This window comes from Sphingobium sp. VMM (assembly GCF_056790315.1).
Genome location: NZ_JBXGSI010000028.1, coordinates 1 through 18,026 on the forward strand (window position 1 = coordinate 1; position 18,026 = coordinate 18,026).

Consider the following 18,026-nt stretch of genomic DNA (forward strand, 5'->3'; position numbering starts at 1 on the left):
AGCCTTCGGGTCGCAAGACGGCTTTAAGCCCGAATCGGTGGAAGATTATTGGACAGATCGGACATCTGACGACCGAAAAGGATCGCATTCATGACGTTTTCTGTCATGAAATGACGCAAGGGAATATGTTGTTGCAATAACGCAACACGACTCGACCTGCGCAGGCGCCGCTGGCATAGCGCGGCCATGTCCTATCGCCTGATCCGTCCGCTCTTCTTCGCGCTCGATGCCGAGCGCGCCCATAATCTGTCGATCGCGCTGCTGCGGATGATGCCGACCCCGGCGCCGCTGAAGGCCGACCCGATGCTGGCGCAGACGGTAGCGGGCATTGCCTTTCCCAATCCGGTGGGTCTGGCAGCAGGCTATGACAAGGATGGCCGGGTCGCGCACAAGATGCATGGGCTGGGCTTCGGCTTTGCCGAACTGGGGACGCTGACGCCGCTGGCACAACCGGGCAATCCCCAGCCGCGCCTGTTCAGACTGGTCGAGGACAAGGCAGTGATCAACCGCTTCGGCTTCAACAATGGCGGCCAGGGCGCCGCCGCCGACCGTATCGCCCGCTATCGCCGGCCTGTAGGCGAAGGACCGGTGATCGGCATCAATATCGGCGCGAACAAGGAAGCGACGGCAGCCGGGCGCGCCAATGCCGATTATGCCACCGGCGTTACCTGCATGGCGCCGCTGGCCGATTATCTGACCGTCAATATCTCCTCGCCCAACACGCCGGGGCTGCGCGCGCTGCAGGGCCGGGCGGCGCTGGACGATCTGCTGGGCGCGGTGATGGCGGCACGGCCCGTCGGCGGCCCGCCGATCTTCCTGAAGGTGGCACCCGACCTGGAGCCGGCCGATATCGAGGATATTGCCGCCGCCTGCATCGACCACCGGATCGACGCGCTGATCGTGTCCAACACCACCATCACCCGCCCGGCGCTGCAATCGCCCCATGCGGGCGAGACCGGCGGCCTGTCGGGCGCGCCGCTGACCGACCTGTCGCTGGGCAAGCTGCGCGACTTCCGCCGGCTGCTGGGCGACCGGCTGCCGCTGATCGGCGTGGGTGGCATCGCCAATGCGGAGCAGGCCTATGCCCGCATTCGCGCCGGCGCCTCGCTGGTGCAGGTCTATAGCGCGCTGGTCTATGAAGGCCCCTATCTTGCCAGGCGGATCAATGATGGCCTGAAGGCCCTGATGGCGCGCGATGGCGTGCGGCATATCGGCGAGGTGGTGGGGATCGACGCCTGATCCGTCCTTCCCGGACATGATCGAAACAAGACGGGTTGCGAAACGAAATGCGAGCTTTAGGGTGCCGGCCATGACCTCCCGCCTGACCGGCCTGCTGGCCCCCTTCGCTCTGATTGCCCCCCTTGCCCTGGCGCCCGTAACCGCGCTGGCACGCGAGCCGGTGGCGTTGAATGCCACCGTGTCCGCCGCCGATCCGCGCGCGGCCGCGGCAGGGCAGGAAATATTGCGCAAGGGCGGCAGCGCCACCGATGCGGCGATCGCGATGATGCTGGCGCTGAACGTGGTCGAACCGCATAATAGCGGCATCGGTGGCGGCGGCTTCCTGATGCATCATGACGGCGCGAGCGGCGTGCTGGAATCGATCGACGGGCGCGAGACCGCGCCGGCCGCTGCCCGGCCCGACCGCTTCATGGGCCCCGACGGCAAGCCCCTGCCCTTCGTCCAGGCCTGGCCGGGCGGCTATTCGGTCGGCGTGCCGGGCAATCTGCGCATGGCGTGGGAAGCCCACAAGAAATGGGGCACGCTGCCCTGGGCCGACCTGTTCCAGCCGGCGATCCGGCTGGCCGACGACGGCTTCCAGCTGGGCGAGCGCACCGCCACGGCGCTGAAGGCGCTGCAGAATATCTGGGCCGATTTCCCCGATATCCGCAGCTATTACTGGGTCGACGGGCAATTGCCGGCGGTCGGCACGACGCTGAAGAACCCGCCGCTCGCCGCCCTGTTCAAGCGGATCGCGGCGGAAGGGCCGGACGCCTTCTATCTGGGCGAGAATGCGCAGGCGATCGCCAAGGCGGTCACCACTGCGCCCAGGAACCCGGTGCCAATGACGACCGACGATCTGGCCAATTACCAGGTCAAGGATCGCAAGCCGGTATGCGGCCATTATCGCGCCTATACGGTGTGCGGCATGGGCCCGGCTTCGGCCGGCGGCGTCACCGTGCTGCAGATACTGGGCATGGTCGAGCGCTTCCCGCTGGCGCAGTGGGGCAAGGATGACCCGCGCTCTTGGCACGTCATCGGCGAAGCGATGCAGCTGGCCTATGCCGACCGCGACACCTGGCTGGGCGACCCCGAGTTCGTCCATGTGCCGATCGCCGGGCTGATTGATCCCGCTTACCTCAAGCAGCGGTCGAGCGAGATCCGGCTGAACAAGGCGCTCAATTCCTATAAGCCCGGTCTGCCCGCCGGGGCGCAGCCGCGCACCAGCGCCCTGCCCCAGCCGGAAAGCGGCACCAGCCATTTCGTCGCGGTGGACCGCAATGGCGACATCGCCGCCTGGACATCGACGATCGAGAGCTTCTTCGGCAGCCAGCTGGTGGCCAATGGCGTGGTGTTGAACAATGAGCTGACCGATTTCAGCTTCACGCCCGAGAAGAATGGCGCGCCGGTCGCCAACCGGGTGGAACCGGGCAAGCGGCCGCTATCGTCCATGTCGCCGACCATCGTCTATGACGCAAAGGGCATGCCGATCTTCACCGTCGGCGCGGCCGGCGGCAAGACCATCATCATGCAGGTCGCCAAGGCGCTGATCGCCCATTTCGACTGGGGCCTGTCGGCGCAGGATTCGATCGCGCTGGGGTTGGAATTCTTCAATGGCGAGGGGCTGGTGCTGGAACAGGGCACGTCGCTGGAAGCGATGAAGGCGCCACTGGAAAAACTGGGCCACCGCGTCACCATCTCGCGCCTGGGCCTCAAGGCCAATGCCGCCGAGCGGACCGCCGACGGCCACTGGATCGGCGCCGCCGACCCGCGCAGCCCCGGCGTGTCGCTGCAGGAATGAGGCAGGCGATCATGGCGAGCGCAGCGTCGCGCTCGCCAGTCGCGCGTCAGGCGCCCTTCTTGAGGTCGAGCCCGGCGACGTTGAATTCGAACGGGAAGCGCTGGTCCTTGGGGCCGACGGCGAGGTCGACCTTCACGCTTTTCGCCTTGGCGATCGCCTCATAGGCATTTTGCGAGGGCATGATCTCGATCCCGTCCTTCGCTTCGGTCATGCGGCCCTTCCAGCGACGGGCCTTGCCGTCATCAGTGGTGGCATCGACCGCGCAGTCTGACAGGTCGCACTGGAAGGGCGCGCCGACCAGCTTCACCGTCACCGTCTTTTCGCCGTTGGACATGGGCTGGACCATCAGCACCGAGAAGGTGTCGGCGGCGGTCATGGTCTGCACGCTGTTGGCGCTGCCGATATAGGCGACCTTCTGGCTGGCGCCGGCGGTTTCATATTTCCAGACCTGGCCGATCTGGTCGCGCTGGGTCGGTTCCTTCTTGTCCCCGCCCGAACAGGCGGCCAGCAGGCCGAGCATGGCGAGGGGCATGATATGGCGCATTGTCGCATTCTCCTTGTCAGGCAAGAACGCGGGGATGCGCGGGAGTTTCCGTCAGGCGTAGCGGGCAGCGGTCTCGCGGATCAGGGCGATCATGTTGGGAATGCCCTGGGTGCGGTTGGAGCTGAGCTGGTTTTTGAGGTCGAAGGGGGCCAGCGCACCCTCGATATCGGTCGCGCCGATTTCGGCCGGGGTGCGGTCCTGCACGGTCAGCAGCACCAGCGCGATGATCCCCTTGGTGATGGCGGCATTGCTGTCGGCAAGGAAATGGAGTCGGCCGTCATCCAGCACCGTGGGATAGACCCAGACCGCCGCCGAGCAGCCCCGCACCAGCGTCATATCGGTCTTGAGTGCGTCGGGCATATCCTCCAGCCCCCGGCCGAGATCGATCAACAGGCGATAACGATCATCGGCGTCGAGAAATTCATATTCTTCCTGGAGGTCGGCCAGAACGGGCATCGGGGCGGGCTGATCGGTCATGCCGCCCATATAGGGGGAAAAGCGGTGCGGGAAAGCCGCTTTTCCCCGCCGGCGGATCAGAGATCGACGCCGGCGGCGATGGCTTCGAGCTTGCGGATGCGTTCCTTGAGGTCGGCGACCTCGATCCGGGCGGCGGCCGAGGGCGGGGCGGCTTCCTCGCTGCGGCGGCTCAATTCCGCCCGCTTGAGGTCGAGCCAACCATTCCAGCCGCGCAGCGACGCGAAGGCGACGATGGTGAGGCCGGCGAGGCCGGCGGTGGCCATGGTGAGGTAGAAGAGGGGATCCTGCATGATGTCCTCCCTGTGTCCTTTGCCGCGATCAGTCGCGGTCCTTGAGCTTCTCGAATTCGCGCTCCAGCGCGGTCGAACTGTCGGTGGCGAGCCGTTCCAGCACGGCGACCCGGTCCTTGAGCGCCTTCACTTCGGCGCGGAGGCGTTCGGCCTCCGGATCGGGACCACGCTGGATGAACTCCTCGCCCTTGTGGCGGCGCACGACACCATATTTGGCGCGGACGACGCTGGCGACGGCGGTAATCCCGACGATGGCGACGACCATTTGAAACGGATCCATATTTGTCCTCCCTTGGGCGTGCGGGGCGATCAGTTCGCCGGGCCGCGCAGCCGCTCGATTTCGCGATTGAGCTGATGGCTTTCGTCGGTGACGATCCGCTCGACCACGGCGAGCCGGTCCTTCATCGAGCCGATTTCGGCGCGCAGCTGGGCATTTTCCTGGCTGATCAGCTTGATGCGCTCGACCAGTTCCTCATTCTTCTGCGGATAGACCGCCTTGCCCCAGCTATTTTCCAGCGGGTAGCCGTGCCGGATGCGAAGCCAGGTGGTAAAAACCCAACCTGCAACACCCAGCGATCCGACGATGACCGCAGCAGGCGCAAGAACTTCAACTGGAACCATGATCTTTACTCCCCTTGCCTGGTCAGCGTCAGCGCAGCGCGTCGATATCGCGCGCGGTCCGGGCGGCGGGATCGGTGGCGATCCGTTCGAGGACTGCGATGCGTTCTTCGAGGCGGCTGATGCGGCCAGTCAGCTTTTCGTTTTCACTTGAAAGAAGGTCGATTTTTCGACCGGCGTCGGGATCTGTTCGATGAACGGTGCCCGTCCATTCATTTTCAACCGGATAACCATGGCGGGCACGGACCCAGGTGGTGAACATCCAGCCCAGCGTCGACATGGCGATGATGGCCAGAACGAAGGTCGGTCCTGCGAAATTCATGGCCTTGAACTCCCCGTTATTGCTGCCCTGTCCTGGCGATGTCTCAGCGCAGGCTGTCGATCTCGTCGGCGAGGCGCGTGTTGCGGCTGGTATAATAGACCTCGATGTCGGCGAGGCGGCGGTCGATGTCGCGGAACTTGGAGCGGACGTCGCGGGTGGAGCGCGCCGGATTGGTGCGCACGCCCTGCCAGAATTTCTCGTCGTCCCGATCCGAATAAAGGCCCTGGGGCTTGGCATCGGCGAAATAGGCGGCGGCGAAATAGGCGATCAGCGTCCAGGGGAAGGCGCCCATGAGGGTCACCAGCACCGCGCCGACCCGGACCCAGACCACGTCGATCCCGGTATAGTCGGCGATGCCGGAGCACACGCCCATCCACTTGCCATTCTGCTTGTCGAGATAGAATTTGGTGCGGCGGGCGCTCATGTCAGTTCCTCCGGTCGAAGTCGTAATTATCGTCCTGTGCCGGACGTTGCGGGCGGAAGTCGGGATTGTCGGCTGCGACGATCCGTTCGACCGTCTGCAGCCTGTCTTCGAGACGGCGGGCGAGCAGGTGGAGTTCATCCAGCAGCCGCTCATCCTCGTCGGTGATCTTGGGCGCCTGCTTCCACTTGGTGACATAGTGGAAGATCAGCCAGGGCATGCCGATGAACAGCATGCCGCAGACCATGATAGGCAAGAAGACGTCTTCCATGGGATCAGGCTCCCTTGTTCATGCTGGCCTTGAGCGCGGCGAGATCGGCATCGACCTTGTCGGCCGACTTCAGCTCCGCGATTTCCTCTTCCAGCGTCTTGGGCTGCGCGCCCAGGCCCATGGCATCGGCGCGGCCTTCGGCCATGTCGACGCGGCGTTCGAGCATGTCGAAGCGGGCAAAGGCTTCGTTGACCTTCTCGCCGGCATAGGCTTCACGCACCCGCAGGCGGTTCTGCGCGCTTTCCATGCGGCTGACCAGGCTGTTCTGGCGGGCACGCGCCTCGCGCAGCTTGCCCTGCAGCTTGGCGATATCCTCTTCCGAGGCCTTGAGCGCCTCGTCCAGCACCTCGATCTCGTGGGAGAGATGCTCGGCCATGTCGGCGGCCTTCTGACGTTCGACCAGGGCAGCCTTGGCGAGGTCCTCGCGGTCCTTGCTGAGGGCGAGCTGCGCCTTTTCGGTCCAGCCATCCTGCAGCGCCTGCAGCTTGCCGATGTGGCGACGCATTTCCTTCTGGTCGGCGATCGTGCGGGCGGCGGACGCGCGCACCTCGACCAGCGTCTCCTCCATTTCGAGGATGATCATGCGGATCATCTTCGCCGGGTCTTCGGCCTTGTCGAGCAGGTCGGTGACATTGGCGGCGATGATGTCTCGGGTGCGGGAGAAAATACCCATTTTAACGGTGCTCCTGGTCTTCTCTTCAAGGGGGCCGGGGCGGACGAGAGGGGGCATTTCCGCCCCGGCCTGGGTCGTGCGGCCTTACGCCAGATAGCGCAGGGTCGCGGGGGTATCCTGGGTCGCGAGGACCGGGGCTTCGCTGGCGCGGGCCGGGCCGACCGCCGAAAGGATCATGGTCGATCCGAACAGGACGGCGGCAATGGCGACCGACATCAGCTGACCGATTTCGCGAACGCTGTTGCTGTTCTTTTCCATCTTCAACACTCCTTGAACCTGGCCTTCTAAAGGTGCCGCCTGTCTGTGCAGCGGCTTCGTTCCCAACACTGCAGAGGCCGTGCCAATTTTCGAAAAGCGCAGAAAACAGCCATTTTCTGATGATTTGACACGGCTGCGCAAAGATTTCGCTTGCTGAAAGTTGGGAAATTTCCCCATATTTTGGTGCATGGAGAAAAATACCCAGTTTGTCGGCCAGTCGCTGGCCTTTCTCGACGCCGTCGAACTGGCCGGGCGGGCCGCCGAACTCAATCGCCCGGTGCTGGTGATCGGCGAACGCGGCACCGGCAAGGAGCTGATTGCCGAGCGCCTGCATCATCTGTCGCCGCGCTGGGGCGAACCGCTGATCGTGATGAACTGTGCCGCCCTGCCCGAGACGCTGATCGAGGCGGAACTGTTCGGCCATGAACAGGGCGCCTTCACCGGCGCCACCAAGGCACGGCCGGGCCGGTTCGAGGAAGCCGATGGCGGCACCTTGTTCCTGGACGAGCTGGGCACGCTATCGATGGCAGCGCAGGAGCGGCTGCTGCGGGTGATCGAATATGGCGAGGTGACGCGGATCGGATCGTCGCGGTCGGTGATGGTCGATGTCCGCATCGTCGCGGCGACCAACGAGGACCTGCCCGCCGCTGCCGATGCCGGGCGCTTCCGCCCCGACCTGCTCGACCGGCTGAGCTTCGAGGTCATCACCCTGCCGCCGCTGCGCGCGCGCGAAGGCGACATAACGGTATTGGCCGACCATTTCGGCCGGCGCATGGCGGCGGAACTGAACTGGCCGCAATGGCCGGGCTTCTCCGCCGCCTGCGCGGCCGAACTGGAAGGCTATGGCTGGCCGGGCAATGTGCGCGAACTGCGCAATGTGGTGGAGCGGGCGGTCTATCGCTGGCCCGAGCCGGGGCGGCCGATCTCGTCGATTGTGTTCGACCCCTTCGCCTCACCCTGGAAACCGCGCCCGCTGATGCCGGGAGCTGCGACACCGTCAGCGGAAAGCGCGACGCCGGCACCGGTGACCGCATCGGTGATGAACGGGCATGGCGATGTCACCGATCTCAAATCGGCGGTCGACGCGCATGAGGCAGCGATCGTGCGGGCGGCGCTGGAGCGGTTCCGCTATAATCAGCGCGCCACCGCCAAGGGGCTGGGCCTGACCTATGACCAGCTGCGCCACTGCATGAAGAAACATGGGCTGAGCGCGGGATAGGGCGGCACGGAGCCGCCCTACCGGACAGGTTCAGCGGGTCGGGACGGGTTCCGGGCCCGAATAATCATAGAAGCCCTTGCCGGTCTTGCGGCCATACCAACCGGCCTCGACATATTTGACCAGCAGCGGCGCCGGGCGATATTTGGGATCGCCGGTGGTGGTGAGGAAGACGTTGAGGATTTCGAGCGCGGTGTCGAGGCCGACGAAATCGAGCAGGGTCAGCGGCCCCATCGGATGGTTGAGGCCAAGCTTGCAGCCCTGGTCGATGTCGGTGACGCTGCCGACCCCCTCACCCAGCACGAACACCGCCTCGTTCAGCATCGGCAGCAGGATGCGGTTCACGACGAAGCCGGGCGCATCGAAGGCATGGACCGTGGTCTTGCCGATCTTCGCGGCGAAACCCTCGACCGCGGCGACCGTCTCGGGCGACGTGGCAAGGCCGCGAATGACCTCGACCAGCACCATCACCGGCACCGGATTGAAGAAATGGACGCCGACGAAGCGGCTGGCATCGGGCGCGGCCTGGGCGAGGCGGGTGATCGGGATGGACGAGGTGTTGGTAGCGAGGATGGCGCCGGGCGCCAGGATCTTGCCGACATTGGTGAAGATGGTGCGCTTGACCTCTTCGCGCTCGGTCGCGGCCTCGATCACCAGCTGGGCGCCGGCGAGCGGCGCGATCTCGCCGACCGGGGTGATGCGGGCAAGTGCGGCATCGGCGTCGGCCTGGCTGATCTTTTCCTTCTCGACCGCGCGGGCCAGCAGCTTGGCGATGCCGGCCTTGCCCTTTTCGGCGCGGGGCAGGTCGATGTCGGACAGGATCACGTCATAGCCGGCCTGGGCGGCGACCTGGGCAATGCCCGCCCCCATCTGGCCGGCGCCGATCACGCCTACGGTCTTGATGTCGGTCATGTCCCATTCTCCTCACCAAATGTTCGTTCCAGTCACCCCTACCGACAAGTAAGGCCGCGCGCCAAGCCCCTTCGCGGGCGGCGAACGGGCCATCGCGACGGATGGATGGTTCGCCCGCGCTATTTTCCGCCTTTGCGCGAACCGCACGCCATGCTTAATAGCCGCCCATGCCCCTTGCCGATCCCCTGCCAGCGCCCGCATCCGGACGGTTCATCGCCGCCGTGCATCATTTCCCGCTGCGCATCTATTTCGAGGATACGGACCTGTCGGGGCTGGTCTATCACGCCAATTATCTGCGCTATATGGAGCGCGCCCGGTCCGACATGCTGCGCATCGCCGGCATCGACCAGCGCGCCAATCATGAAGGCGGCGAAGGCGTCTATGCCGTCACCGACCTGAAACTCGCCTATCGCCGCCCCGCCCGGCTGGACGATGACCTGATGGTCGTCAGCCAGGTGATGGAGGTGCGGGCCGCCAGCTGCGTCATTCAGCAAAGAGTCATGCGCGGCGAGGACATATTGACCGACGGCGTCATCACCGTCGCCTATCTGACACCCCAGGGACGACCGCAGCGCCAGCCGCGCCCCTGGATCGAGATTTTCAGCCGTTTGATGCGAGGGGAAGACATCCACCCATGAACCTGTCCATGCCTGACGTCGGCGCCGCCGTTGGCGCCGCAGCCGACGCCGCCACCATTTCGCCGCTCGCCCTGTTCCTGCAGGCCGACATCGTCGTGAAGGGGGTGATGCTGGGCCTGTTGCTGGCCAGCATCTGGACCTGGGCGATCATCATCGGCTTCAGCTTCACTCTGCGCAAGGCGAGCAAGCAGAGCCGCGCGTTCGAGGCGGATTTCTGGAAGGCGGACGATATCGACCGTTTCTATGAAGCCCGCGGCAAGGCCGAGTTCCCGGCCGCCAAGGTGATGGCCGCCGGCGTCACCGAATGGCGCCGCTCCACCGCGCAGAAGGTGATCGACCGCGACGGCACGCGCGACCGGCTGGCGACCAGCATGTCGAGCACGATCGCGGCCGAGGTCGACCGGCTGTCGGACCGGCTGAACATCCTGGCGACGGTCGGTTCGGTCGCGCCGTTCGTCGGCCTGTTCGGCACCGTGTGGGGCATCATGCGCGCCTTCACCTCGATCGCCGCCGCGCAGAACAGCTCGCTCGCCGTCGTGGCGCCGGGCATTGCCGAGGCCTTGTTCGCGACCGCGATCGGCCTGTTCGCCGCCATCCCGGCGGTGATCGCCTACAACCGGTTCAGCCATGGCATCAACCGGATGGAATCGCGCCTCAACCGCTTCGCCGACGGCTTCTACGCGACGCTGAGCCGCGAGCTTGAGGCCCAGCGCTGATGGCGATGTCCGGTCCTCCGTCCGGTCGGCGCGGGCGCAATCGCGCGCCGATGGCGGATATCAACGTGACGCCGCTGGTCGACGTCATGCTGGTGCTGCTGATCATCTTCATGGTGACCGCGCCGCTGCTGGTGACCGGCGTGCCGGTCAACCTGCCCGAGACGCGCGCCAAGGGGCTGGACCAGGATGCCAAGCCGACCGTGGTGTCGATCGATCGCGACGGCGCCATCTATGTCGACGAGGATGTGGTCAGCGACGCCGACCTGCCCGACCGGCTGGCCGAGATCGTATCGGCCAATGCCGGCAAGCCCGACGCGCCGCAGATCTTCCTGCGAGCGGACACGGCGCTGGATTATGGCCGGGTGATGCGAGTGATGGGCGAGCTCAACCGGGCCGGCCTCAACAAGGTGGCGCTGGTCAGCACCGGCGGGCAGGACGGCGCCGACGATGTCAGCGCAGGTTCAGAATAGGGGCCATAGGTCAAACCGATGGAACGCGCGGAAAAAATCGGCCTTGGCGTTGCGACGGCAGGACATGTCCTGCTGTTCGGCCTGCTGTCGGCCGGGTTCCTGGCGACGCCCAATCCGCTGAAGCTGAACAGCCCGCCGATGGATGTCAGCCTGGTGGACGAGGTGGCGCTGCAATCGACCGCGCCGCGCATCTCGACCGAGCCGCCACCACCCAGCGTCGCGCCTGAAAAGGGCCCGACCGAGGACGCTGCGCCCGCCGCCCAGCCCGAACCTGCGCCGGTGCCCGAGCCGACGCCAGCACCGCCCAAACCCAAGCCGGTGCCGCCCAAGGAGGTCGCGAAGCCCGCGCCGACCAAGCCGAAGCCAACGCCGCCGAAGAAGGAAACGCCCAAGGCCGCGCCCAAGCCCAAGCCGGCCCCTGAAAAGCCGGCGGAAAAGCCCAGGGCGAAGCCGGCGCCGGAGAAGCCCAAGGCAGCGGCCGCCGCGCCGGCCAAGGCCAGCGCCAAGCCTGCACCCAAGGCCGCCAAGCCGGCCGCAGCATCGGGATCGGGCAAGGCCGCGGCCAAGCCCAAGGGATCGCTGTTGGGCAATGATTTCCTGAAAGGGATCGACACCAGCGCCGACGCGCCGCGCAAACCCGCCGCCGCGCCGCAGGCCGCCGCCATGGGACCGCAGCAGAAGGCGGCGCTGGATGCCGAGATCCGCCGGCAGTTGAAGCCCAACTGGCGCCCGCCGTCAGGCGCGGATGCCGACCAGCTGGTAACCCTGCTGGAAGTGCGGCTGGACAAGAATGGCGCGGTGATCGGCACGCCCGAAGTGATCGACCAACTGGGCGTCACCGCCAGCAACCGGCCCCAAGCCAAGCTGCATGCGGAGCGCGCGATCCAGGCGGTGAAGCTGGCCTCGCCCTTCCGCAATTTGCCGCCCGAATATTATGAACAATGGAAATGGCTGCGGCCACTCCGTTTTGACGCGAGGCTGACCCGATGACGACGACCCTGCTCCGCCGCCTGGCCGCGGCGACCGCCGCCCTGCTCGCCTTCACCGCCATGCCCGCGCTGGCGCAGCTGTCGGTCGACGTGACCGGCGATATCGACAGCAACCTCAAGATCGCGGTGCCCGCGCTGCCGGCGCAGCAGGATGTGGCGACCCCGGCCGGCACCGCCAATGAACTGGGCCGCAAGATCGCCGAAGTGATCGCCACCGACCTCAAGGGATCGGGCCTGTTCGATCCGTCCGGCCCGGCCGGCATGCCCGCGCTCGCTTTCCCGGAAGTGACCAACCCCGTCTATGACAAATGGGGTGCCTATCAGGCGCTGGTGCAGGGCTTTGTCCGCACCACCGGCGGCGAGGCCGACATTACCGTTGGCTGCTATCTCTATGACGTGGCGCTGAAGCAGGAACTGACGCGCCAGGGCTATGTCGTGGCGCCGCGCGACTGGCGCCGCGCCGCGCATAAATGCGCCGACGCCATCTATGCCCGGCTGTCGGGCGAGAGCCCCTTCTTCGATAGCCGCATCGCCTATATTGCCGAGAGCGGCCCCAAGGATAACCGCGTCAAGCGCCTCGCCATCATGGATTCCGATGGCGCCAACCACCGCTTCATCACCAATGGCCAGTCGATTGCCCTCACCCCGCGCTTCTCGCCCGACTACAAGTCGATCGTCTATGTGAGCTATCTGGGCAGCCGGGTGCGCATCTATGTCTATGACATCGGCACCGGGCAGCAGCGGCTGGTGACCGAAAGCAACAATACGACCTTCGCGCCGCGCTGGTCGCCCGATGGCCGCAACATCCTGTTCTCGATGGCGGTGTCGGGCAATACCGACATCTATCGCGTGTCGGCCCAGGGCGGCGCGCCGGTGCGCCTGACCAATTCGCCGGGCATCGATGTCGGCGGTTCCTATTCGCCCGATGGCCGCCAGATCGTGTTCGAAAGCGACCGGTCGGGCGGACAGCAAATCTATGTGATGAATGCCGACGGGTCGAACCAGCGCCGCATCAGCCATGGCGGTGGTCGCTATGCCACGCCCGAATGGAGCCCGCGCGGCGACCTGATTGCCTTCACCAAGCTGTCGGGCGATTTCAAGATCGCGGTGATGACGCCGAGCGGCGACAATGAGCGCATCCTGACCAATGGCTGGCAGGACGAGCAGCCGACCTGGTCGCCCAATGGCCGCGTGCTGCAATTCTTCCGCACCACGCCGGGCCGCCAGGGCAGCAGCCAGGTGTGGCAGGTCGACCTGACCGGCGTGAACGAACGGCGCATCCCGACGCCCCTCAGCGGGTCCGACCCGGCCTGGGGTCCGTTGCTGCCATAAGTTTTCCACAGCTTTTCGACGCGATAGGGAACCCTATCGTCTTGACAGCGTAACGATTTTTACCAACCATGCTGTTGCCCGTCCGGGTGGCAGCTTGGCGATATCCTTAGGAGACCCCGATGAAGATCACCCGGCCCCTGCTCATGGCAACCGCCGTCCTGGCCCTCGCCGCCTGTTCGAAGAAGCCGCCGGCCGAACTGCCGCCGGCGCCGGGTGGCAGCGACACGACCCAGACGGGCGGTCCGGTCGGCCAGACCGGCCCGGTCAAGGGCAGCCAGGAAGATTTCGTCGCGTCGGTTTCGTCCGACCGCATCTTCTTTGGCCTCGACCAATATGATGTCGATGCCGAGGATCAGGCGACGCTGCAGAGCCAGGCCGCCTGGCTGCAGCAGAACCCCAATGTCCGCATCACAATCGAAGGCCATGCCGACGAACGCGGCACCCGCGATTACAATATCGCGCTGGGCGACCGTCGCGCCAATGCTGCCAAAAATTATCTCGCATCGCTGGGCATTTCGCCCAGCCGCATCAACACCGTGAGCTATGGCAAGGAACGGCCGGCAGCTCTGGGTTCGGACGAGGCAAGCTGGGCGCAGAACCGCCGCGCAGTGACCGTTACCGTCCAATATTGATCCCCGTCGGGTCGCGACTGACGGCTATGGGCCCGCCGATTTCGATCGGCGGGCCCTTATCTTTTTGGGCCGACCGCGATCTTCGCTCCATCATTGCGAAATTCGTTTCCGATATGTGGGACGACCCTATATATGGGACGAAAACAGGAAGCGAAAAAACATATGCAAGATGGCGAAGAGAAGCAGGAACAGGGCGTTAAGGGCACGCAGACGCTGATGCGCGCGCTCGATATCATGGACGAGGTGATCGACGGGCCGATCCGTGCCGCCGATCTGGCCCGCAAGCTGGGCATGAGCAAGACCACCGCGCACCGGCTGGTGCAAGCGCTGAAATCGCGCGACTATCTGGCGGTGACGCGCAACGGCTTCGCGCTTGGCCCCAAGCTGTTGCAACTGGGCGTGCTGGCGACCGAACAGATCGACTATGTCCGTGTCGCCCGGCCGTTCATGGAATTGCTGTCGGAAAAGACCGGCTTCTGCGTGTTCGTGGGCAAGCGCGAGGGCGACTGGTCGCGCCATCTGGACCGGGTGACCGGCAACCAGCGGCTGCGCGTCGCGACCGCGCCGGGCGATCGTCGTCCGGTCGCCGAAACCGGCCTGGGCAAGGCACTGCTGCTGGACGAGGATGAAGCGACCTGGGAACGGCTTTATGTCGAGGCCAAGGGCGGCGAGGCCAGCCGGGCGCAGATCGACGCCTATATTGCCGAGATGCGCATCCACAAGGCGCGCGGCGAGGTGCTGCACGACAGCGAACTGGGCGATGGCGTGCGGTCGATCGCGGTGCCGGTGCGCGATGCCAAGGGGCAGATCTGCGTCGCCATCTCGATCGCGAGCGCGGCCCATTATCTGACCGACGATGTCCGCCCGGCGCTGGCCGAGCAGGTGATGAAGTCGGCCGAACAGATCAGCGCCGCGGTGGGCTTCAGCGGCCAGCGCTGAATTTCCTTTCGTCCCAAACAAGAAAATAGGCGCGGTCACCAATGGTAACCGCGCCTGCCACATAAAAATGGAGCCTGATTCACGCCTTCGGTGAAAGCGCGAAGCGCTTCCACCTCAGACGATCAGGCTCCAAGTTTGGGGAGGACTGGAAAATTACATCCGGTAGGTCACGCCGAAGGTGAAGGTGCGACCGATGCGGGTTTCGAACAGCGTGTCCTGACGCTGGCTGTCGATATAGAGGCGGTTCTGCTCGTCGGTCAGGTTCTGCGCCTCTACGATGATCTTCAGGCGATCGGTGACATTATAGCTGGCCGACGCATCCATGTAGAAGGTCTTGGCATTGCCCTGAAGGTCGCTGCCCGGCGAGGCCGGAATGCCGCGGATGAACTTGTCGCGGAAGTTGCCGGTGGTGCGGATCGAGAATTTGTCATCCTCATAATAGAGCGTGCCCGACGCGGTGTTAGGCGACAGGCCGACCAGGTCCGCCGTGGTCGTCACGGTCGGCACGCCGTTCACGCTGGCGAGGATATAATCGATCTTCGACGTGACGTGGGTGTAATTGGCCAGCACGCCGAAATTGCTGAAGAAGCCGTCGAGGAAGGTGAAGGGGATCTGGGCATTGAGCTCGATGCCCTTGAGCTTGCCGCCCGGCGTGTTGAACGGCTGCGACACGGTGAACAGCTCATCCGGCAAGGTGTTGCTGTTTTCCAGCAGGGCGTTGGGAAGGCCGAGCTGGTTGAACGGGATCTGGCTGTTCACATTCTGGATGAAGCTCTTGATGTCCTTGTAGAAGAAGGCGGCCGAGAGCAGCGAACCGGGGCGGAAATACCATTCGACCGCGACGTCGAAGGTGTTGGCTCGGATCGGGTCGAGGAACGGATTGTTGACATTGCCGACGCGGGTGACCGGATTGACGCCGCTGGTCGGGGTCAGCAGGCCGAGTTCCGGACGGGCCATGACCTTCGCGCCGGAGAAGCGGACTAGGACATTCTCGACCGGCTCGACGACGATGTTCGCCGAGGGCAGCCAATCATCATAGCTGTTGCTGGCGGCCGCGAACTGGCCGGTCAGACCCGTCGGCGAACTGGCCTGCGCCACGGCGATATAGCCCGACGACAGCATGTCGGTCTTGACGTAGCGCACGCCGACGTCACCGCGAATGCCGAAGCCGATCGCATCGCTGAGATCGAAATTGGCCATGAGATAGCTGCTCATGACCTCTTCGCGCACGCGGCTGCGACCACCACCACATTCCACGCCGCAATAGCGGACATCGTCAAAGCCGAAGGTGTCGGCCCATTTCTCGGGATCGATCGCCGCCCAGCTGGACGGGGCGCCATGGCCCCACAGCTTGTCGACGCCGGTGATGTTGGTGGTGATATCGGCCAGCGTCGTGCCGGCCGGCAGCGCACGCACCACGGTATCGGCATTATAGGGACGCAGGAAGGTCGAGAGGAAATTGCTGCGCCGATATTGCGCGCCGCCCTTGATCGAGAAGGCGTCGCTGACCGTCCATTTGAGGTTGATGTCGGCGGTCATGTTGTCGGTGGTGTTCTTCGACGGCTTGCCCTGATAGCTGAAGCCGCCCAGCACCGTGCCATCGGCGCGGCCCGGCGCATAGTTGAAGCTGGCGGGGTCATTGACGTCGATGCCGAAGCCCAAGGTCGGGGTGGTGCCGCCCTTGCTGTAGTCGATCGAGAAACCATCGGTGTCGATCGCGTCCATGAAGGTCTGGAGACGCTTCTTGCCGTCCCAGATGGAGCGGTTGAAGCCGACGATGCCGCTCAGTTCCAGACTGTCGTTGAGGCGACGGCGGAAGTTGAGGTTGGCCTGCTTGAAGGTCGAGACGAAATGATCGACCAGCCCTTCGGAACGGACGTCGACGCCGTCGAACACGCCCTGGACCAGCGAGCCATTTTCGTCGAACTCGATATCGCGCACGGACGTCATCGGCTGGCCGTTATTGGCGGCCGAGCGGGCGAAGGAGATGGCGGCGATATAATTGTCGCGCCGGGTCACCTCGAACCGCGAATAGAGCATGTCGAGCGAGATGTCGGTGTCGTCGTCGGGGTTGAACTGGAGGGTCAGCGACCCGCCGATCCGTTCCTGATTCTGTTCCGAATTGAGGTAGCGTGGAATGCGCGGCAGGAAGGCGCCGCTGCCCGGCGTATTGGGCAGGTCGTCGCGACGCAGATCATAGATGGCCTGATAGGCGGCGCTGGTGCTGGTGCGCGGATTGCCGGTCGAGCAATTGAGCGCATCGGCGCCCTTGGCAGCATTGTCGGCCGGGTTCTGCGGCGCAAAGCCGACCGGCGAGCAGAAACCGCCATTGGTATTGGCCGACAGGATGTCCACCGCCGAATAGCCGACTTCGCGGATATGGCGCTTCTGATAGGCGACCGAGCCGAGGATGCCGAAGCCGCTGTCGCCGAACTTCTTCGAGACCAGCAGCGAAGCACGCGGGTCGACCTCCTTCGACAGCTCGTTATAGACGCCGCGCGCGGTCATCGAGAGGACGAAATCCTCCTTCTGCTCCATCGGCTTGGGCGCGCTCAGATCGACCGTCGCGCCGAGCGAGCCTTCCTCGACATCGGCCGAGGGCGTCTTGCGCACCGACAGGGCCGAGAAGATTTCGGTCGGGAAGACGTTGAAGTCGAAGCTGCGGCCATTATTGCCGGCGCCGTAAATGTCCGACGAGCCGGTCTGCGACGTGCCTTCCATGCCGTTGATGCGGGTGCGGGTGAAGGCCGGGCCAAGGCCGCGGACCGAGATGTTGCGGCCTTCGCCGCCGTCGCCGCGCTGGAGCGCGATGCCCGGCACGCGCTGCATCGATTCGGCAAGGTTGGAGTCGGGAAACTTGCCGATATCTTCGGCGACGATCGAGTCGATCGCGGCGGCTTCCTGCCGCTTCATGCTGAGCGCGCTGTTGAGCGAGGCGCGGAAGCCGGTGACGACGATGTCGGCATTTTCCTGGTCGGGCTGTGCCTGCGGCGCCTGGTCCTGCGCAAAGGCCGGCGCGCCCGCCATCATGGCGACGGCCAGCGCGATCACCGACGAACGGCGCGCGGACGCAATACGGCTGTAATGCTCGATCATGACTTCCTCCCCAATGTGCCGGCCCTCGCCAGCATTCCCACTATGTGAAATTTTGTGTCACACTATATTATATTTCACGACATTTCCATAAAAATCATAATATGATCGCAAGTTCCACACTGTGGATCACCATGACGCTGATCGCATTGGATGCAGGGAGGGATTGACCGGAATTTTTTCCCTATATATGGAT

Annotated in this window: 22 protein-coding genes; 10 read left to right on the forward strand and 12 right to left on the reverse strand. The window is 64.8% G+C overall.

Annotated features, from left to right (window positions below; all coding sequences use genetic code 11):
- Positions 1-186: 186 nt before the first annotated feature.
- Positions 187-1,239 carry a quinone-dependent dihydroorotate dehydrogenase gene (locus ACUCV3_RS24780; protein WP_482241288.1) on the forward strand — a complete coding sequence of 351 codons (1,053 nt, stop codon included), beginning with the start codon at positions 187-189 and terminating at the stop codon, positions 1,237-1,239.
- A 70-nt stretch (positions 1,240-1,309) separates the two neighbouring features.
- The gene (gene ggt, locus ACUCV3_RS24785; protein WP_482241289.1) at positions 1,310-3,019 is read left to right on the forward strand and encodes a gamma-glutamyltransferase; all 1,710 of its coding nucleotides are present in this window, start codon (positions 1,310-1,312) and stop codon (positions 3,017-3,019) included.
- 46 nt (positions 3,020-3,065) lie between these two features.
- Here the strand turns inward: ggt and ACUCV3_RS24790 are convergent, their stop codons facing one another.
- The 10 genes from ACUCV3_RS24790 to ACUCV3_RS24835 all read right to left on the reverse strand — a co-directional run bounded on the left by ACUCV3_RS24790 (position 3,066) and on the right by ACUCV3_RS24835 (position 6,893).
- Complete coding sequence (locus tag ACUCV3_RS24790) at positions 3,066-3,563, reverse strand: hypothetical protein (protein ID WP_482241290.1); 498 nt, start codon at positions 3,561-3,563, stop codon at positions 3,066-3,068.
- 51 nt (positions 3,564-3,614) lie between these two features.
- A complete protein-coding gene (locus ACUCV3_RS24795; RefSeq protein ID WP_482241291.1) occupies positions 3,615-4,049 on the reverse strand; it encodes a SufE family protein in 435 nt (144 codons plus the stop codon).
- Between the two features lie 47 nt (positions 4,050-4,096).
- Positions 4,097-4,330: a hypothetical protein gene (locus ACUCV3_RS24800; RefSeq protein WP_010339237.1), complete on the reverse strand. Its 234-nt coding sequence runs from the start codon at positions 4,328-4,330 to the stop codon at positions 4,097-4,099.
- Positions 4,331-4,358: 28 nt separating this feature from the next.
- Positions 4,359-4,610 (reverse strand): hypothetical protein, encoded by a 252-nt coding sequence (locus ACUCV3_RS24805; RefSeq protein WP_037519415.1) that lies wholly within the window; start codon positions 4,608-4,610, stop codon positions 4,359-4,361.
- A 29-nt stretch (positions 4,611-4,639) separates the two neighbouring features.
- Entirely contained in the window at positions 4,640-4,951 is a 312-nt protein-coding gene (locus ACUCV3_RS24810; protein ID WP_037508090.1) for a hypothetical protein, read from the reverse strand.
- Positions 4,952-4,979: 28 nt separating this feature from the next.
- On the reverse strand, positions 4,980-5,270 hold the full coding sequence (locus tag ACUCV3_RS24815; protein WP_004209379.1) for a hypothetical protein: 291 nt from the start codon (positions 5,268-5,270) through the stop codon (positions 4,980-4,982).
- A gap of 43 nt (positions 5,271-5,313) precedes the next feature.
- Entirely contained in the window at positions 5,314-5,694 is a 381-nt protein-coding gene (pspC, locus tag ACUCV3_RS24820; protein ID WP_004209378.1) for an envelope stress response membrane protein PspC, read from the reverse strand.
- Between the two features lies 1 nt (position 5,695).
- Positions 5,696-5,962, reverse strand: coding sequence for an envelope stress response membrane protein PspB (gene pspB, locus ACUCV3_RS24825; RefSeq protein WP_004209376.1), 267 nt, complete (start codon positions 5,960-5,962; stop codon positions 5,696-5,698).
- A 4-nt stretch (positions 5,963-5,966) separates the two neighbouring features.
- Positions 5,967-6,635, reverse strand: a complete 669-nt coding sequence (pspA, locus tag ACUCV3_RS24830) for a phage shock protein PspA (protein WP_004209375.1) — start codon at positions 6,633-6,635, stop codon at positions 5,967-5,969.
- 84 nt (positions 6,636-6,719) lie between these two features.
- A complete protein-coding gene (locus ACUCV3_RS24835) occupies positions 6,720-6,893 on the reverse strand; it encodes a hypothetical protein (protein ID WP_007708701.1) in 174 nt (57 codons plus the stop codon).
- A gap of 187 nt (positions 6,894-7,080) precedes the next feature.
- Here ACUCV3_RS24835 and pspF point away from each other — a divergent pair, with 187 nt between their 5' ends.
- Positions 7,081-8,112: a phage shock protein operon transcriptional activator gene (gene pspF, locus ACUCV3_RS24840; RefSeq protein WP_482241292.1), complete on the forward strand. Its 1,032-nt coding sequence runs from the start codon at positions 7,081-7,083 to the stop codon at positions 8,110-8,112.
- A gap of 30 nt (positions 8,113-8,142) precedes the next feature.
- On the opposite strand, the gene ACUCV3_RS24845 is transcribed toward pspF, so the two are convergent.
- The gene (locus tag ACUCV3_RS24845; protein WP_169862395.1) at positions 8,143-9,021 is read right to left on the reverse strand and encodes a 3-hydroxybutyryl-CoA dehydrogenase; all 879 of its coding nucleotides are present in this window, start codon (positions 9,019-9,021) and stop codon (positions 8,143-8,145) included.
- Between the two features lie 167 nt (positions 9,022-9,188).
- Between ACUCV3_RS24845 and ACUCV3_RS24850 the strand changes: the two genes are divergently transcribed.
- The 7 genes from ACUCV3_RS24850 (at position 9,189) to ACUCV3_RS24880 (ending at position 14,737) form a co-directional block, all read left to right on the forward strand.
- Positions 9,189-9,659, forward strand: coding sequence for a YbgC/FadM family acyl-CoA thioesterase (locus ACUCV3_RS24850; protein WP_004209371.1), 471 nt, complete (start codon positions 9,189-9,191; stop codon positions 9,657-9,659).
- A complete protein-coding gene (tolQ, locus tag ACUCV3_RS24855) occupies positions 9,656-10,375 on the forward strand; it encodes a protein TolQ (protein WP_004209370.1) in 720 nt (239 codons plus the stop codon). The genes ACUCV3_RS24850 and tolQ overlap by 4 nt, the downstream gene beginning before the upstream one ends.
- On the forward strand, positions 10,375-10,845 hold the full coding sequence (gene tolR, locus ACUCV3_RS24860; protein WP_004209369.1) for a protein TolR: 471 nt from the start codon (positions 10,375-10,377) through the stop codon (positions 10,843-10,845). The genes tolQ and tolR overlap by 1 nt, the downstream gene beginning before the upstream one ends.
- An 18-nt stretch (positions 10,846-10,863) precedes the next feature.
- Positions 10,864-11,835, forward strand: coding sequence for a cell envelope biogenesis protein TolA (locus tag ACUCV3_RS24865; RefSeq protein ID WP_482241293.1), 972 nt, complete (start codon positions 10,864-10,866; stop codon positions 11,833-11,835).
- Positions 11,832-13,166: a Tol-Pal system beta propeller repeat protein TolB gene (tolB, locus tag ACUCV3_RS24870; RefSeq protein ID WP_037519409.1), complete on the forward strand. Its 1,335-nt coding sequence runs from the start codon at positions 11,832-11,834 to the stop codon at positions 13,164-13,166. Before ACUCV3_RS24865 ends, tolB begins: the two co-directional genes overlap by 4 nt.
- Positions 13,167-13,285: 119 nt before the next feature.
- The gene (gene pal / locus ACUCV3_RS24875) at positions 13,286-13,798 is read left to right on the forward strand and encodes a peptidoglycan-associated lipoprotein Pal (protein ID WP_004209366.1); all 513 of its coding nucleotides are present in this window, start codon (positions 13,286-13,288) and stop codon (positions 13,796-13,798) included.
- A gap of 162 nt (positions 13,799-13,960) precedes the next feature.
- Positions 13,961-14,737: an IclR family transcriptional regulator gene (locus tag ACUCV3_RS24880; RefSeq protein ID WP_004209365.1), complete on the forward strand. Its 777-nt coding sequence runs from the start codon at positions 13,961-13,963 to the stop codon at positions 14,735-14,737.
- A gap of 153 nt (positions 14,738-14,890) precedes the next feature.
- Here the strand turns inward: ACUCV3_RS24880 and ACUCV3_RS24885 are convergent, their stop codons facing one another.
- The gene (locus ACUCV3_RS24885) at positions 14,891-17,833 is read right to left on the reverse strand and encodes a TonB-dependent receptor (protein WP_010339245.1); all 2,943 of its coding nucleotides are present in this window, start codon (positions 17,831-17,833) and stop codon (positions 14,891-14,893) included.
- Positions 17,834-18,026: the final 193 nt, after the last annotated feature.